Origin of the sequence: Maribacter caenipelagi (genome assembly GCF_004364175.1) — a bacterium.
Taxonomy (GTDB): Bacteria; Bacteroidota; Bacteroidia; order Flavobacteriales; family Flavobacteriaceae; genus Maribacter; species Maribacter caenipelagi.
Genome location: NZ_SNZW01000015.1, coordinates 460364 through 476687, shown reverse-complemented (window position 1 = coordinate 476687; position 16324 = coordinate 460364). Strand labels below are relative to the sequence as shown.

The window sequence follows — 16324 nt, the reverse complement described above, 5'->3', positions numbered from 1 at the left end:
ACTATTACAGGATTGGCTTTTGATGGAGCTGTATTGACTATATCGGAAGGTGGAAATACGGACCAGACGATTAATATAAGTTCATTGGATACCGATACGCAGTATACCGCTGGTACAGGATTGAACCTTGTAGGTACGGAGTTCAGTGCCGATCCAAGTTTGGCGACCGACACGGAGTTGTCGGATGCTATCACGGCAAGCGAGGCATTGGATCTTGATAAGGTTATCGGTAACGAATCGGTGACTGGATTGACTTTCGATGGCGGAACTTCTATATTAACGCTTACACAAGATGGCGCTGCAAACGAAACGGTGAATTTAGGGGCGTTGGATACCGATACGCAGTATACCGCTGGTACAGGATTGAACCTTGTAGGTACGGAGTTCAGTGCCGATCCAAGTTTGGCGACCGACACGGAGTTGTCGGATGCTATCACGGCAAGCGAGGCATTGGATCTAGATAAGGTTATCGGTAACGAAACTATTACAGGATTGGCTTTTGATGGAGCTGTATTGACTATATCGGAAGGTGGAAATACGGACCAGACGATTAATATAAGTTCATTGGATACCGACGACCAAACATTAAGTCTTTCAGGAAATCAATTGAGTATATCGGAAGGAAATAGTGTAACTATTCCTAGTGCAAACGGTGCTGAAACTATTTTAGAAGCTGCGCCAGACACAGATATTAGTGTAAGTGGTACAGGTACATCAGCTGATCCATATTTAATTGCCAATACAAGACCTGATATTTTCTATCCGCCTTCTATAGAAGTTGATGTGGCAACAACAGGTACAGGTAGAACAATTGATTTACATGCAGAGTATCTAGCTCAATATGGTACACCAGCCGTAGTAAGCGCAGGAGCACCTGCTGCTATACCAACATATGCAAATACTGAATTGTATTATTATGTCACGTATTTTGATCCTGCGGTTTTTGCTAATGTAAGTGTTGATGCTGTTGGTGTTATGACGTATGATGTAATAGCGACACCAACAGACTATAATACATTGATAAATGTTGTTTTTGTAGCTCAATAAAAAGCTAATTGAAGAATAGATCCCAAATCGATTTGAAAAAAACTCATATATACAAAACCATATTTCTCAGTATCGTTACCACGATACTGGGCGTATTGGTATCCAATGCCCAGTTCTTACTACAGGCACCTACGGATAGTGATCAAAATAACTTTCGTTGGTATGAAGCTTCAGACACGGCAACCGTACTCGGTACCGATTCTTTTTATGAAGTAACCCAACCAGGTATTTACTTTGCAACCTACGATGGTACCTTATGTGGTTCTAATGCAACAGGTTATTTTATTGTAACAGATTGTAATAATCCAGATAATGAAGTAACTATGGATATTACTTCTAATGTACCAAGTACAGCATCGGTAAGTTGGAGTCCGCCATTAACAGGGGATCAATTAAGTCCCATGGTAATTGCTACCGATGCTGTCGTAAGATATACCGCCCTGGTGAACAAAGCGGGTAACACGTTTAGTCTGCCAAATTTCACGGTGGTGTGTTTGCCTGAAGCTGCAGATTTAGAAGATGATCTGGTAACAACAGACGAAGAAGTACCGGTAATTATAGACATTTATGGAAATGATGCCGATTTACCAGATGTCGGAGCCTTAACAACAACTGACCCGGCAAATGGCTCGGTAACAATTGATGATGGTGGTACACCAAACAATCCGATGGATGATATCGTAACCTATACTCCAGATGTAGATTTTAACGGTACAGATACTTTCGATTATACGATTTGTAATGCCTACGGAGATTGTAGTACGGCAAACGTAACTATAGAAGTATTACCAATTTTAGATACTAATGATGATTCTATTGCACTAGATATCAATGCAATCACAGCAATAGATACATGGCAATTAAATGATAACGATTTACCTACAGATGGTACGTTTAGCGTAACGCAACCAACCAATGGCTCGGTTACTGTTGATGATAATGGTACACCAAATGATCCATCCGATGATATTCCAACATACTTCCCGAATAATAATTATTTAGGAACAGATACTTTTGATTATACGGTGTGTGATACAGTAGGTAATTGTAGCACATCGACCATAACAATTCTTATTAATCCGTTAGGTGTTGATATGGATAGTGATGATGATGGCATCGTTGATAGTTTTGAAGATTTGAACTTAGATGGCGATAATGACCCGTCTACCGACCCAACAGATTCTGATGGTGACGGCTTCCCAGATTATTTGGATATCGATGCTGACGGCGATGGTATACCAGATAATGTTGAAGCTCAGGCTACGGCAGATTACATTCCGCCTTCAGGGATCGACGCAAATACCAACGGGTTAGATGATGCGTATGAAGCTAATGGTTTAACTGGATTGTTCCCTGTTGATACTGACGGAGATAACCTGCCTGATTATTTAGATGAGGATAGTGATAACGACAATGTACTAGATGCTATTGAAGCTCATGACTTTGATCATGATGGTATTGCAGATGTTGTTATGATCGGTTCTGATAAAGATAATGACGGATTGGATGATGGCTATGAAGGTGCAATATCAGTTGATATTGACGTCAATGATGAAATTGATGATCCTTACGCTCAACTTCCAAACACCGATAGTGATGAGGAATCTGATTACAGGGATACCGATGATGACGATGATGGTATAGAAACTCGTGATGAAGACGTCAACCTTAATGGAGATTACGTTGATGATGATTCTGACGACGATGGTATACCAAACTATTTAGATTCAGATTTAGGTCAGCTAGAAGAAGAAATAGAAGTTTTCAACGTTATTACACCTAACGGCGATGGCATTCATGATGTTCTAAGAATAGACGGCTTACAGAATTACCCTAACAATACAATGAAAATCTATAACAGATGGGGTGTAGCGGTGTATATGACAAAAGCATATGATACCGAAGGCAATGTCTTTGATGGAACATCTGAAGGTAGGGTAACCGTTGACATGGACAGTAAATTACCAGTAGGTACATATTTCTATATTCTAGATTATGAATTACCGAACGGAGAAACAGAAACCCTGTCTGGTTACATATATATAAATAGATAATAAGAATGTTGAAAACATATATAACCATACTTAAAAAGAATTTTCTAAAACGAGCTGTCGCAGTAGTGGTAGTTTGTTTTGGAGTATTTTCTTATGGGCAGCAAGATGCCCAGTATACGCAGTACATGTATAACACCATAAGTGTAAACCCTGCATACGCGGGTTCTAGAGGGCATATTAGCATAGGTGCTTTGCATCGTTCTCAATGGGTAGGTTTAGATGGTGCGCCAACTACGCAAACTATTAATGTGCATTCACCTATTGGATATAGAGGTGTAGGCTTAGGCTTGTCGATAGTTAATGATGAGATAGGACCAACTTCAGAAACTAATTTCGATATTGATTTTTCTTATACTGTTTATACTTCAACTGAAGGTAGGTTAAGTTTTGGATTAAAAGCAAGTGCTAACTTATTGGATGTTAGGTTCTCAGAATTAAACCAGTATACAACTGATCCAACCTTACAACAAGATATCGATAATAGACTTTCTCCTAATATTGGGGCTGGAGTATATTATCATACCCAAAGATTCTATGCGGGTTTGTCTGTACCTCGTTTTTTAGAAACATCGCATTTTCAAGAAACCAACCTTTCTACGGCTAAAGAACAAATGAACCTTTATTTGATAACTGGTTATGTTTGGGATCTGAATGAGTCTGTAAAATTTAAACCGGCATTACTGACTAAGGTGGTGCAAGGGGCACCGTTACAAGTAGATTTATCGGCAAATTTTATGTTAAACGAAAAGTTTATTTTAGGAGCAGCCTACAGATGGGATGCTGCATTTAGTGGTATGGCAGGTTTCAATGTGTCTAATAAATTTTTGATTGGTTTAGCGTATGATAAGGAAACTACAGACCTTGGCAATACAGCTTTCAATGATGGATCATTCGAAATAATATTCAGATACGATTTCATTATGACCAAGAACAACCTAAAATCCCCTCGTTTCTTCTAGATTTTTCTTTTTATATATTCATCATTACGTATAATACCTAAAACGCCTTATTTTTACGTAATGAAGGAAGAACAGGTAATTCTCGTAAACGAAAATAACGAGCAAATAGGCACTATGGCCAAAATGGAAGCCCATGAAAAGGCAGTTTTACATAGAGCATTTTCAGTATTTATTACAAATGACAACGGTGAGATTATGCTGCAACAACGAGCGGCATCTAAATATCATTCTCCGTTATTATGGACGAATACATGTTGTAGTCATCAACGTGTAGGTGAGACTAATACTGAGGCTGGTAAACGTAGACTTCAAGAAGAAATGGGGTTTCAGGCAGAATTAAAAGAATTATTTTCCTTCATTTATAAAGCTCCTTTCGATAATGGTTTAACCGAACATGAACTAGATCATGTAATGATAGGTAGTTTTAATGCAGAACCAAACATAAATCTAGATGAAGTAGAGGCGTGGAAATGGATGTCTCCTGAAGCTATAAAAGAAGATATTTCTAATAATCCGAAGGAATACACGGCTTGGTTTAAGATTATCTTTGATAAGTTTTACGAACATCTATTTAAAATGCCAGCGAAATAATGAAAGTAAAAGTAAGTAGAAAAGCACATTTTAATGCCGCTCACCGTTTATATAGAAAAGATTGGGACGACAGTAAAAACACCGAAATTTTCGGTAAGTGTAACAATCCAAATTTCCACGGACACAATTATGAGTTAGTTGTAAGTGTCACAGGAGAGATAGATGCTGAAACTGGTTTTGTTATGGATATGAAGGTTTTAAAAGATCTGATCAAAGTAGAGATTGAAGACTATTTAGACCATAAGAATTTAAATATTGAAGTAGCAGAGTTTAAAACTTTAAACCCAACAGCAGAAAATATTTCGGTAATCATTTGGCAAAAGTTGAGACCTCATATTCAAAAATCACACGATTTAGAAGTGGTGCTATATGAAACGCCAAGAAATTTTGTGACGTTCTCTGGATAATTCAAGCATTAAAATGTAAGAAAAATCCTTATTATACGTTATTAGTCTAATTTAATTGACCAACAAATAAGATATACAATGATCCATCCTCTGAAATTTAGACCAATTTTAAAAGAAAGACTTTGGGGCGGTACAAAGCTTAAAGAAGTTTTTGGCAAACCTATAGAAAGTGATATTACTGGCGAAAGTTGGGAGTTGTCTACGGTTAAAGGTGATATTTCTGTTGTTGCCAATGGTAGCTTAGAAGGTAAGTCACTTCAAGACCTTATAGACTCGAATGCAGAAGAGCTTTTGGGAAAAAGTGTTGTAGAGCGCTTCGGAAAAGAATTTCCTATCCTTATAAAGTTTATTGACGCTAAACAAGATTTGTCCATTCAATTGCACCCAAATGATGCCTTGGCGAAAGAGCGACATGATTCATTTGGTAAGACTGAGATGTGGTATATTATGGATGCAGATCCTAAAGCAGAATTAATTGTTGGCTTTAACAAAGATGTTACCAAAGAAGAATACGCTGAAAGTATTGATAATGATACCTTGCTTGATCTTCTTAATTATGAGCAAGTTAAAGAAGGAGATACTTTCTTCATTAATACAGGTAAAATACATGCAATTGGGGCAGGGGTAATGTTGGCAGAAATTCAGCAAACATCTGATGTAACGTATCGCGTTTTCGATTTCAATAGAAAAGACAAAGAAGGTAACCTTCGTGAATTACATACAGACCTAGCGCTTGATGCTGTAGATTATGAGAAGAAAGATGATTTCATAGTTTCTTATGATAAGGCTAAGAATGAAGTAAATACGATGGTAGATTGTCCGTATTTCAAAACCAACTTCATTGAGTTGACCGAAAATTTAGATTTGGACACTACACAAAGAGATTCTTTTACCATATTTATGTGTGTTGGTGGTGAGGCTAAGATCAGTACTGCTGTAGGCGAAGTTTCAATAAAAAGTGGAGAAACAGCGTTATTACCAGCTTCAACACAGAAGATTTCTTTACAATCTTCCGGTGCTAAACTATTAGAAGTTACTATTTAAGGTCTAATTAACTGTATGGCAGTTCAAAAATTGTATTTTTGCAAAAAAATAATTAGAGATGGCAAGTATTAAAAATTTAAAGAAAGATATTAATAATGTTCTTGGTGACATTATAGAAGGTGTTTATATAGTTGAGGCTACTAATGGTACTACGCATTCAAAAGAAGGTTCTGCAATTATAGATGAGGCAATTTCATCTTTTGATGAGTTGGTTGCTAAAATCAACCAAAATGATGTTGAGAACAAGAAAGCACATTTCAAAGAAGTAAGAAAAGATTTGGAAACTAAAGCAACTAAATTGGTCGATGACCTTAACAAGTTGGTATAGTTTACCTCTTCCTTAAAATAAAAAAGCATCCTAAATTATTAGGATGCTTTTTTATTTGTAATAAGTTGATTTGTTCTATTTAATTCTTTTTCAAAAGTTCAGCCAATTCTTTACCATATTTCGATTCAGCTACCTCTGGTGTTAGCACTTGGTAAATAGAATCTAAGTATTTGACATTGGCATCAGGTATTTCCTTTAATGCGATGTATGGCGCTATAAACGACGATTTGTTATTTAGCGCAAAGTTGATCGCGAACGCATAACCTCTTTGAGTATTTCTATTGCTGATATTCGCTAATGAATCTATACTAAGTTTGCTTAATTCGCCATTTGGTTGGGCGGCATTCATCATAATCTCAACATTTCTTTTGTTGATACCGCTCATGGTCTGCTTATATTCTTTAAGTTTTTCATTAGATTCAGAGCCTGTAATTTTTGCAGTAGTATCAAACGTATTCCAATCGCTATTGATAGTAATAGTCCCTGGTTCGGCAAAAAAAGTAATACGGTCATTAATATCGTTATTATCTTTTTTATCTAGGTATAGGTAAAAAATCTCTGGACTCATTAATTTTGTAGTAAAAGAGAAATTACCATCTCCGTTTATAGCAACCGAATCAACAGTAACAAGAACAGAATCAGGTACGTGTTGTAAATACAGCGTGCCTTTTTTAAGCCCTTTTATTTTACCGTTCACAATCATAGTTTCTTTTGGGTTGTCGCCACATGAACCTAATGCCAGTATTGCAACAATAACAAATAATATTTTCTTCATTCTTTTTATTTAGGGGGCAAATATCTATAAAATTTGATAATAAAGGACGCCAACTTTTATTTTGTTAGTAAATATGAATGTCTATAGGGTTGAGGCGACCTCCATCAAATAAGCACAAAGTAAGGCGCCACCGGTACCTACAACATAGCCTAAAACAGCTAATAGTACCCCGACAGATGTCAATGACGGGTGAAACTCTGCGGCAACCACAGGAGCGGAAGCGGCACCACCAACATTCGCCTGACTACCTACTGCTAAAAAGAAATAGGGAGCCTTAATGAGTTTTGCAACCAATATCATTAATCCGGCATGAATGGCAATCCAAATGAAGCCAACAGCAATCAATCCTGGGTTTTCAAGTACTTTATTTAAATCCATTTTCATACCAATAGTTGCTACTAAAATATAAATGAACATTCCGCCAATTTTACTGGCGCCTGCACCTTCGTAATTTTTTGCTTTAGTAAATGAAAGCGCTATTCCTAAGCCGGTGGCGATAACCACCATCCAAAAGAAAGCAGAGCCTAAGAACGAAAGAAAACTTTTTTGGTCATTTACTGAATCAAATGTAGTGGTAAGAAACGAACTGATATGATCTCCGAAAAAATGCGCTATACCAACTGCAGAAAAGGCTAACGATAGCGTGATCATATAATCATTTAAGGTAGGTACACGAGTGATTTTCTCGGTAAACTCCGTCACTTTTATTTTTAAAGTTTCAATAGCAGAAGTATCCGCCTTTAACCATTTATCAATCTGTTTGGTTTTACCAACACCTAAAAGAACAATTGCCATCCATACATTGGCAACAACGATATCGATCAATACCATTCCGCCATATTTTTCAGGATTGTATTGAAAAATTTCTAACATGGCAGCTTGGTTGGCACCGCCACCGATCCAACTACCTGCGATAGTAGATAACCCCCTCCAAATAGCATCAAAATCATTACCGCCAACAGTGTCGGGAGAAAATATAGAAACGATAAGAATAGCAATCGGTCCGCCAATAATAATACCGGCGCTACCGGTCAAAAACATAATAATTGCTTTAGACCCTAAATTGGAAATTGCCTTTATATCAATGCTTAACGTCATAAGAACAAGCGCTGCAGGTAGTAAATACCTACTTGCCATAAAATATAAATTTGAAATCTCATCAGAAACGATACCTGTACTGGTTAATATCGCTGGTAACAGATAACACATAAGCACTGCTGGTACGATGGAGTAGAATTTACTCCAAAAACCGGTTTTTAAACTTGATGTGTAAAAGATGAAACCTAAACAAAGAGCCAATAGCCCAAAGACTACGGTGTCATTTGTAATTAAAGGTTGTGCAAAAAGATATGGCATAAATAGTTTGGTACGTTGCTAGTTTCAAATATAGTTAATAAACCAAGTTATTGGCTATATAATGGGCTACACCGTCTGCTGTATTTTCTAATGTAATGAATTTTGAAATTGCTTTTACTTCGTCTCTTGCATTAGCAACGGCTACACCATAGCCAACATTTTCAAGCATTTCAATATCATTATAATTATCGCCAAAGGCAATGATATCTGCTAAAGAGTCATGTTCTGCCATTAGTAGTTTTATCGCCGAAAGTTTTGAAACCGATTTTGGGGCAATTTCGATAAGCGTATCATTAGAACGGTATAGATTAAGAGCTTCACCGAGTTTTTCTTGAAGAATTGGCATCAATGTATCGGCGCTGCTCTTGGTACACATCAGCATAATTTTGTGTGCGCCTACATTTCGTTGTTCCCAATCATCTAATGTGCTTTGGGTATCTTGGAAAGTAGGTATAGATTTCGTGTATTTAGTCTCTTTCTCTACACGTAAAGAGGTTTTTGGCGCATACCATTCATTATTATAATATAATCCTAAATCTACTTCTAGTTCAGCACACAACTCATAAATTGTTTTTAAAATAGTTGTTGGAATAAAAACCGAATTAAGTTCTTTGTTGCCTGATAAAACCAACGCCCCATTATAACAAATTATTGGCTGGTCTGTAATACCTAGGTCTTCTTGTATATACCGCATACCGCTGGGCATTCTTGCAGAGACAAGTATGATTCTGGTATCATTTTTTATTTTACGTATTTGCTCGATAGCATTTGTAGAAACATCACTTTTTGTAGAAAGTAAGGTGCCGTCTAAATCTGAACACAAAATTTTATACTTCATATTAGATATTTAACCAGTAGGTAAGTTTAAGATTGATGGATCGATATTTTGGTTCGAAAGAGTTGACAAAGTAATTATCGTTATAAACAATGAATAAATCAGACAAAGGAGCAAAACGCCATTGTAGTCTAGAATTGAAACCTAAATTGTCTCTTTGATTACTATACTGTACCAGCGTTGACCAAAAAATAGATTTACTAAAGGTAACATCTATTTTAGGACTAATAAGCCATATATCGGTGCTAGAGTAAGGTTCTGGTAGCGATATTTTATCATAGTTCATTGCTAGCGACAAAAATACCTTTGGCTGAAACCTTAAGAACAGCTCTGCCTCAAGTGAGAACCTGTCACCATTAAAAAAGCTTCCTATGGTAGGTTCTATAGAATAGGCAAACCTTTTTCTACTATCAGATTGATATTCTAAAGAAACAAAGTTATAATGATAGCCTACTTCATTGGGTAGGGGTATAGCATCATCTAAATTGGTTGGGTCAAACTCATCAAAAAGATAGGTGTAGGTATGCGTATACGACACATTAATTTCTGATTGATCGTTAAATTTCGACTCCCAAGAACCATTTAAATCATAATCTGTATGAAGAAAATCGTTTTCGGGACTCCACGTCATAATAGGAAAGAACTGAAAACTATGACTTTGTAAGGCGCTATCTTCTGGCCAGAAAACACGCTCTATCATCGTTGCCGATTTAAAAATATCTGTTCTACGAATAAAGCCAAGGTCAGACCTAAAATCTTCACCTATATAAACCATATCTTCAAAAAAGTTCCAGTTTCTTGAATTATACTGCATGAATGCACCCGATGAAAGATTTGCTTTTCCTGTATTATGGGCAAAAGATTTATGCAAATAGAATTTACCGTTCCAAACATTGTTATCAGAAATAAGGTTGTAGTCTATACCTGCGACCCTATTATAGCGGTCTTCGGGATCTTGAAATTCATAATCTTCAAAAGTTTGTCTATTAATAAAGAACATACCAATATTAGATCGCCCGAAAACATTTTGTTGCAAGGCTAACATGGTATTATTATTCGAGGCTATGTTTTCATCTAAATCTTCTGCCGTCTGTAAGTTTAGAAAGCCTAATCTAAGTCCCTTGGTAACTTTACCGCTTAAACGCACGCCGCCAATTATTTTATTTTCGATGGAATTGTCAGCAGTATCTTTGGCAATACCTATTCGTCTAGAGAAAAACGGATTAGCATCTCGACCACCACCAAAACTGCCGAATAAATCGCTATTATCAATAAAAAATTGTCTCTTTTCAGGTAGTGAAACTTCAAAACGTGTTAGGTTGGTTACCTGATTATCAACTTCAACTTGAGAGAAATCTGGGTTTACCGTAACATCTAAATTCATACTATTACCGATAGCTATTTTAGCATCGCCACCTACATTAACTTTGGTATTTGACTCATTCAGTTCAAAGTCTTCTTGAGAGCCCATATTTACATAAGGGATGATAGTTAGGGGAGTATTGTATTTACCGAGCGGTTTTTCAAAAATCATATCACCCATAAAGGTGAGTCCGTATATATTCTGATTTTGCGGAATATTCATCCAAGTACTATTCTCGTTAGATTGAGTATCGAATCTGTAACTGTTGAAACGCCATTTGGTTACCCCTTCCTTAAATTTGAACGCGGTCAAGGGGATGACCATTTCTGCAGTGTAGTAGCCATCATAAATTTTAGAATCTCCACGCCACTTTACATCCCATGAAATGGTAAAACCGTTTAAATTAAGTCCGCCACCTGAAACCAGACCTTCACGACGAACACCATAAGGATTTATACCAAAAAGAAAGGCATTGTTACCGTCATTGAACGTATCGAAAAGTAGGGTTATATTATCGCTGTTACCAGCTCTAAAATCTCGTTTTAAAGATTGAATTGAATAGTCTTTACCAGCAGTATATACCGTAATACCCACATAAAGATTGTCGCTGTCATACATCATCTTTATATCGGTCTGTTTTTTTGACTGAACCGTATCTAAGGGGAAATATTGCCAAAACTCCTTTGCCTTGTCCGCAGTTTTCCAACTTAGCTCGTCTAAAATTCCATCAGGGGTTATTTTATCATTAGTTTCTTTTACTACAAATGATTTGTCTGAGATTTGCGCTTGTAAAGAATAGCAAAAAAGTATAAGTACGAGGGTACCTAAATATTTGGTCATTTTGGTCTTAGTTTGGTAGATGACCAAATTTAAGATTTTGTTTTGTTAAAAAAATGCCAAACTCATTTAGGTTTATTTGATTTGGGTTCTCTTTTTGCCTCTTTTAAGGCTTTCATCAAAATCCACTCTATTTGCCCATTGGTACTACGAAACTCATCTGCAGCCCATTTTTCAATAGCCTGTAGCATTTCTTCGTTGACACGTAGTGCAAAAGGTTTTTTCTTACTCATTTAATAACAAAAATATGAATTGTACCCCTAGTCTAATGATTTAAGGTGCCAGTATTTACAATAGGTGAAACATCTTTATCTGAACAAAGAACGACCATTAGGTTGCTGACCATGGCAGATTTTCTCTCATCGTCTAAAGCCACCAAGTTCTTTTTGCTCAACTCTTCTAAAGCCATTTCAACCATGCTTACGGCACCTTCGACTATTTTATGTCTTGCAGCGACAATGGCTGTCGCTTGTTGTCTTCGTAGCATGGCATTTGCTATTTCTTGTGCATATGCCAAATACCCAATTCGCGCTTCCAATACTTCTATACCTGCCATAGAAAGGCGCTCTTGCAGTTCTTTCTCAAGCGCTTCACTTACTTCATTGACACTGGATCTTAGTGTAATATCTTCGTCTAGCCCTTCATCTGCAAAATTATCATATGGGTACATGCTTGCTAGTTTACGAACGGCAGCATCGGTCTGTACACGAACAAAGTTTTGATAATCATCAACATCGAAAGCGGCTTTGTAGGTGTTTGTAACGCGCCAAACAAGTATGGTACTGATCATAACAGGGTTACCTAGCTTGTCGTTAACTTTTAATCGTTCGCTATCAAAATTACTAGCTCTTAATGAAATTCTCTTTTTGGTATATAAAGGATTCGCCCAAAACAAGCCATTCTCTTTAATTGTACCTACATACTTGCCAAATAGAAGTAAAACTCTTGAGCTATTCGGATTCACCAGTACAAAACCCGCACACATAAATAATGCGGTAAAAATCATAAAGGCACCAACATAGATTCTAAGAAGTGCAATACCCCCAACTAACAGTACTAAGGCAACAAAAAGCATTATATAACCATTCTGTGCTTTGTGAATTTTCTCTACTTTCATAATATATGATATTAAAATGATATCATAAATATATCAAAATAATTGATATAAATTATGATTTGCTCAAAAATTATTTAAAAAATCGATTATCCGTTAAACTTTTTGTTCTTCTTTTTATTCGGATTTTTAAAAAGACGTTTAAAGAATCCGTCACGTTTTACGGGGTCGCAATTCAATGCTTTTAGCACAGAAGCAGAAGGTTTTGGAAAATTAGTTTTGGTATGGGTATTAAAATCTTTGTCTTTGTTCAACTCTTGCATCCATAGTCCGAAAAGGGGTAGAGCGGCATTTGCACCTTGCCCAATACTTGTATTACTGAATCCGATTTCATGTTGGTCAAGTCCCACCCAAGTAATATGTACCAATTTCGGGGTCAGGGCTACAAACCAAGCATCCTTATTGTTTTGGGTAGTACCTGTTTTACCGGCAATGTCATTTTTTAGTCCGTAAGTATTTCGAAGTCTCGCAGCCGTTCCGGAATTGACCGTAGATTTCATCATTTCGATCATTATTTGACTGGTTTCTTTTGAAAAAGCGGCTTTTTCGTTTAGTTCGGACTTAAATTCAGTCAAAACGGAGTCTTTATGGTTAGCGATGCTTTTAATCAAATTCGGTTTAATATGCTTGCCATTATTTACATAACTGGTATATGCTTGAGCTAAATCGATAATTTTAATTTCACCCGTACCTAGAGCAATCGAAGCTTCATTGGGTAATTTATCTTCAATACCCATGCTTTTTGCCATAGTTAAAACATTGTCAATGCCGGCTTGCTCCAACACTTTTACAGCTATGGTATTAATAGAATTGCTCAGGCCTTCCTCCATAGAATAGTTGAGGTAAGCTTCATCTTTATTGCCGGAATTTGAGGGAGACCAGCCTTTTAGATTATCGTATTCAATTTCTTCGGCAGAGAAATAGGTGCATGGCGATACACCTTGTTCTACGGCAGTTGTGTAAACAATGGGTTTGAATGTAGAGCCTACTTGACGTTTACTTTGAGAGATATGGTCATACTTGTACTGCTCAAAATTAATGCCACCGATCCATACCAAAATATCTCCGTTAGTAGGGTCTACAGCCAGAGAACCGGTATTCAAGAATTTGGTGTAATGCTGAATACTATCCATAGTACTCGCAGTAGTTTCTTCATCTGCTTGCCACGATTTGAAAGTTCTTTTTTGTTTGTCTTTAGATAAGCTATCTATAATTTGCGCATGCGATAAGCCCGAATTCTGTAGTCTTTTATAGGTAGGTGTGCGCTTGGCTATTTTTTCTATCAACTTTTTGTCTGTTAACCACGGTGCATTCGATCCATAACTTTTTTCAAAACTATTTTGCAGTTTGGTCATGTGTACTACCATGGCTTCTTCAGCTAATTTTTGCATTTTATAGTTTAGGGTAGTGTAAATTTTTAATCCTGATGTATAGATGTTATAATCCGTATCATCATTTTGCTCGGCAATCCAACGTGTCATTTCTTTACGAACCTCTTCTCTGAAGTAGGGTGCTATTCCCGCATTGTAATCGAATTCTTTATAGTCTAGATTAAGACCTTCTTGAGAATACTGCGCCACCTGTTCTTCTGTTATAAAATCGTTATTATACATAGCACGAAGCACAAGATTACGTCTGCCCAAACTTTTGTCGGGAAATATTCTAGGGTTGTAGCCATAAGTAGCTTTTAGCATACCCACTAAAGTAGCGGCTTGGGTAGCAGTTATATCTTTAGTTCTGGAATTGAAAAATTTTAGCGCGGCACTTTCAATACCAAAAGTATTATCGCCAAAGGAAACCGTATTTAAATAGTTAGTTAGAATTTCATCTTTAGTAAAAATCTTTTCAAGCCTTTTGGCGATGATCATTTCTTTCACCTTATCTACTACTATATTGGTTTTGTTTCGCTCTTTTCTTGGATACAGGTTTTTAGCCAACTGTTGGGTAAGGGTACTGCCGCCACCAGAAGAATTATCGCCTAATAGTACGGTTTTAAAACCTACTCTAACCAAACTTCTGATGTCGACACCAGAGTGCTCATAAAAACGCTCATCTTCAATGGCAACTAATGCATGTATCAAATGTTCTGGAAAATCTTGAAAGGTAACAGGTTGTCTATCGTACAAATAATATTTACCAATCAATACACTATCTGCGGTAAAAACCTCAGATGCCATTTGATATTGAAAATTTGAAAGTTCTTTTTTAGAAGGAATTTTTCCCCACAAACCAATATTAACACTAACAATGAATAGAATGAACAGGGCAAAAAGACCCAGAATACCTAAGCCGATTATTTTGCGGATACTTAATTTTCGTTTAGATGATTTTCTCGTCTTCTTCTTCATACCTGCAAGTTCAGATATAAATTTAATCTTACCAAGTTTTAACAATGCCTTAAAATTTGATGTACTATTTTTGGGCAAAATTTTAGTGATGAAAAATTATATTATTTTACTTTTTTTGGTATCGAATTTCACTTTTGCAAATGATATGTATTGGTCAAAAACCGGACATAGGGTAGTTGGTGAAGTTGCGGAACAGCATTTAAGTAAAAAGGCAAAACGTGCTATTGAAGATATATTGGAGGGGGAGAGTTTGGCTGCCGTTGCCAATTTTGGAGATGAAATAAAATCTGATCGGGCTTACCGCAAATTCAGTGCTTGGCATTACGTGAATATTCCTTTTGGAAAAACCTACGCAGAAATAGAGAAGAATGAATATGGCGATTTGGTACAAGGGGTAAATACATGTTTAGAAATTATAAAAGACGAAAACAGCAGTAAAGAAGATAAAGCCTTCTATTTAAAGTTTTTGGTTCATTTAATTGGAGATTTGCACCAGCCTATGCATGTGGGCAGAGCAGAAGATAAAGGAGGTAATGATATACAATTACAATGGTTTGGTAACGGAACCAACTTACACAGGGTTTGGGATTCTAATATGATCAATGAAAACGGAATGAGTTTTACAGAACTAGCTACCGAATACCCTGAAATGTCTAAAGCGCAAATTAAATTTCTACAAAGCGGTAGTTTGCTTGACTGGGTAGAAGAATCTCATTTATTGGCAGAAAAAATTTATGCATCGGTAGAACCTGGCGAAAAACTAAGTTACCGATACAGTTATGACTGGTGGGATACTGCTGCCAATCAACTACAAAAAGGTGGAGTACGCCTTGCTGCAGTATTGAACGAGGCATTCAAATAATTATCGTTTAGATATTTTATTACCAGTAATATTTCGTTGTCTAGAACATCTAAATCGGTCCATTTCATCGGATCTCAATTTAGCATGTTTTGTGGCGCGACCTTGAACACGTTTACGCCACATTCTAAAACTACTTGGTTTCATTTCGCGACGCATGACTTCGATAGTCTCTTGTTCGCTAATACCAAATTGAAAAGTAATGGCTTCAAATGGCGTTCGGTCTTCCCATGCCATTTCAATAATACGGTCTAATTCTCTTTCTGTAAATTCTTTAATCATAGCGGTATAAAGATAATACATGATAATAAATAGTGAAGAACACGTATCCGTTTTTTTATAACTCAAAACAAATAGAGCGATAAAAGAAAGCTTCAAGAGGGTTAAAGAATAAACATCCGGAAGCT

The 16324-nt window shown here is 36.6% G+C and carries 16 protein-coding genes; 8 read left to right on the top strand and 8 right to left on the bottom strand.

The window, feature by feature from the left end:
* The 7 genes from DFQ03_RS18840 to DFQ03_RS12560 form a co-directional block, all read left to right on the top strand.
* The coding region (locus tag DFQ03_RS18840) for a hypothetical protein (protein ID WP_166637470.1) at window positions 1–1047 on the top strand (1047 nt) is incomplete at its 5' end.
* A 32-nt stretch (window positions 1048–1079) separates the two neighbouring features.
* The gene (locus DFQ03_RS12585; RefSeq protein ID WP_394346269.1) at window positions 1080–3101 is read left to right on the top strand and encodes a T9SS type B sorting domain-containing protein; all 2022 of its coding nucleotides are present in this window, start codon (window positions 1080–1082) and stop codon (window positions 3099–3101) included.
* Between the two features lie 5 nt (window positions 3102–3106).
* The gene (locus DFQ03_RS12580; RefSeq protein ID WP_133673522.1) at window positions 3107–4060 is read left to right on the top strand and encodes a PorP/SprF family type IX secretion system membrane protein; all 954 of its coding nucleotides are present in this window, start codon (window positions 3107–3109) and stop codon (window positions 4058–4060) included.
* A gap of 60 nt (window positions 4061–4120) precedes the next feature.
* Window positions 4121–4651, top strand: coding sequence for an isopentenyl-diphosphate Delta-isomerase (gene idi / locus DFQ03_RS12575; protein ID WP_133673521.1), 531 nt, complete (start codon window positions 4121–4123; stop codon window positions 4649–4651).
* Window positions 4651–5058 carry a 6-pyruvoyl trahydropterin synthase family protein gene (locus tag DFQ03_RS12570; RefSeq protein ID WP_133673520.1) on the top strand — a complete coding sequence of 136 codons (408 nt, stop codon included), beginning with the start codon at window positions 4651–4653 and terminating at the stop codon, window positions 5056–5058. Before idi ends, DFQ03_RS12570 begins: the two co-directional genes overlap by 1 nt.
* An 81-nt stretch (window positions 5059–5139) precedes the next feature.
* Entirely contained in the window at window positions 5140–6102 is a 963-nt protein-coding gene (locus DFQ03_RS12565; protein WP_133673540.1) for a type I phosphomannose isomerase catalytic subunit, read from the top strand.
* Window positions 6103–6160: 58 nt separating this feature from the next.
* Window positions 6161–6430, top strand: coding sequence for a hypothetical protein (locus DFQ03_RS12560; protein WP_133673519.1), 270 nt, complete (start codon window positions 6161–6163; stop codon window positions 6428–6430).
* Window positions 6431–6509: 79 nt separating this feature from the next.
* Here DFQ03_RS12560 and DFQ03_RS12555 read toward each other — a convergent pair whose 3' ends face one another.
* The 7 genes from DFQ03_RS12555 to DFQ03_RS12525 all read right to left on the bottom strand — a co-directional run bounded on the left by DFQ03_RS12555 (window position 6510) and on the right by DFQ03_RS12525 (window position 15058).
* The gene (locus DFQ03_RS12555; protein WP_133673518.1) at window positions 6510–7205 is read right to left on the bottom strand and encodes a DUF4369 domain-containing protein; all 696 of its coding nucleotides are present in this window, start codon (window positions 7203–7205) and stop codon (window positions 6510–6512) included.
* 81 nt (window positions 7206–7286) lie between these two features.
* Complete coding sequence (locus DFQ03_RS12550) at window positions 7287–8561, bottom strand: DUF819 family protein (RefSeq protein ID WP_133673517.1); 1275 nt, start codon at window positions 8559–8561, stop codon at window positions 7287–7289.
* 34 nt (window positions 8562–8595) lie between these two features.
* Window positions 8596–9399, bottom strand: coding sequence for a Cof-type HAD-IIB family hydrolase (locus tag DFQ03_RS12545; RefSeq protein ID WP_133673516.1), 804 nt, complete (start codon window positions 9397–9399; stop codon window positions 8596–8598).
* Window position 9400: 1 nt separating this feature from the next.
* On the bottom strand, window positions 9401–11599 hold the full coding sequence (locus tag DFQ03_RS12540; RefSeq protein WP_133673515.1) for a DUF5916 domain-containing protein: 2199 nt from the start codon (window positions 11597–11599) through the stop codon (window positions 9401–9403).
* Window positions 11600–11661: 62 nt separating this feature from the next.
* Window positions 11662–11829 (bottom strand): Arc family DNA-binding protein, encoded by a 168-nt coding sequence (locus DFQ03_RS12535; RefSeq protein ID WP_073245861.1) that lies wholly within the window; start codon window positions 11827–11829, stop codon window positions 11662–11664.
* 32 nt (window positions 11830–11861) lie between these two features.
* A complete protein-coding gene (locus tag DFQ03_RS12530) occupies window positions 11862–12713 on the bottom strand; it encodes an SPFH domain-containing protein (RefSeq protein WP_133673514.1) in 852 nt (283 codons plus the stop codon).
* Window positions 12714–12799: 86 nt separating this feature from the next.
* On the bottom strand, window positions 12800–15058 hold the full coding sequence (locus tag DFQ03_RS12525; protein ID WP_133673513.1) for a transglycosylase domain-containing protein: 2259 nt from the start codon (window positions 15056–15058) through the stop codon (window positions 12800–12802).
* An 88-nt stretch (window positions 15059–15146) separates the two neighbouring features.
* On the opposite strand from DFQ03_RS12525, the gene DFQ03_RS12520 reads away from it, so the two are divergent.
* Window positions 15147–15920 (top strand): S1/P1 nuclease, encoded by a 774-nt coding sequence (locus tag DFQ03_RS12520; RefSeq protein ID WP_133673512.1) that lies wholly within the window; start codon window positions 15147–15149, stop codon window positions 15918–15920.
* Here the strand turns inward: DFQ03_RS12520 and DFQ03_RS12515 are convergent, their stop codons facing one another.
* Window positions 15921–16199 (bottom strand): TIGR03643 family protein, encoded by a 279-nt coding sequence (locus DFQ03_RS12515; protein ID WP_133673511.1) that lies wholly within the window; start codon window positions 16197–16199, stop codon window positions 15921–15923.
* Window positions 16200–16324: the final 125 nt, after the last annotated feature.